General features: G+C 47.5%; 1 protein-coding gene and 1 pseudogene. Both read left to right on the forward strand.

The window, feature by feature from the left end; all coding sequences use genetic code 11:
* On the forward strand, positions 1-843 hold an 843-nt coding region (locus OO184_RS24905), incomplete at its 5' end, for a phage tail protein (protein ID WP_312023719.1).
* A pseudogene (locus OO184_RS24910) lies at positions 843-1,171 on the forward strand (tail fiber assembly protein); the annotation flags it as partial. The gene OO184_RS24905 and the pseudogene OO184_RS24910, both read left to right, overlap by 1 nt.

Below are 1,171 nucleotides of genomic sequence, written 5' to 3' on the forward strand. Positions count from 1 at the left end.
CCTGATAAAAATGCGTTTGTGAAAAACCTCGGATTGGTGGAGACGGTGAATAAGGCGAATAATGCCGTACCAAGTAGCCGGAAAATTAATGGCAAGGCGTTGACTGGGGATATTAGTTTGAGTGCCGGGGATGTGGGGGCAATAAGTGTAAATCCGCTCAACACGCTGACAGAATCAAAAAAATTCCAAGATTTTTTGTCATCGGGTTTTGTGCTTGTGAACGTGCCAAACACAGCCACTGTTTCAGATTTTCCTTTTCCCACCAGAGTGTACGGTTTTGGAATACTAGAAGTGCGGAGCTCCGGGGTTGTGATTTCTCAGCAATACAAATCCCACCACGGAGAAGTAGTTATCCGGCAATCGTGGAATTCTGGAAAAACATGGATCGGCTGGGATATTGTCTATTCAAGTGCAATATTGCCGCCAGAGCAGCACCCAGTCGGTGCACCCATTCCATACCCCCACAGATACACCCCCGTTGGTTATTTGACGTGCAACGGTCAGACATTCGATAAATCTTTATACCCAAAGCTAGCAGAAGCTTATCCTGATGGTAGAGTGCCCGATCTAAGAGGCGAGTTTATCCGAGGATGGGATGATAGCCGTGGTGTTGATATGGGTCGGGTGTGCGGGTCGTGGCAGGAAGGGCAAGCGCCTGTATCTGCGATTGCTGGCTACTGGAATAACGATAATTGGCGCAATGGAAAACATCGAGAGACCGGATTTTCAGCAGCAACGGGAACAGACAACGGCGGTTGGCATAACATCATCCAAGAGCATGAGTCTCAACGTGAAACCCGCCCCCGCAACATCGCATTTAACTACATAGTGAGAGCAGCATAATGACAGAACAGAAATACTCTTTAGAACATGAAACCGCCGTATTGGGTAAAGATGGATTAGCTATTCAAGCAGGCTGGATAAAGGTTTATCACTCGAATCAAATTACACGAGAATTCACAAACTCCGATATTGAGTATGTCATGCTCGGTGTCAGTTTGTCAGCGGGTGCTTATCAAGATGCGCCCAAACTCCCCGATTCTCACGATAAGGCGGTTTGCAGAAGTAAAGACGGTAAGTGCTGGGAAATACTCCCTGACTATCGCGGAAAAATCGCTTACGACACGTTGACGCGAGAACCGCAAGAAGTTACTGAAATCGGTGAGCTGCC

Origin of the sequence: Photorhabdus aballayi (assembly GCF_026153155.1) — a bacterium.
Lineage (GTDB): Bacteria > Pseudomonadota > Gammaproteobacteria > Enterobacterales > Enterobacteriaceae > Photorhabdus > Photorhabdus luminescens.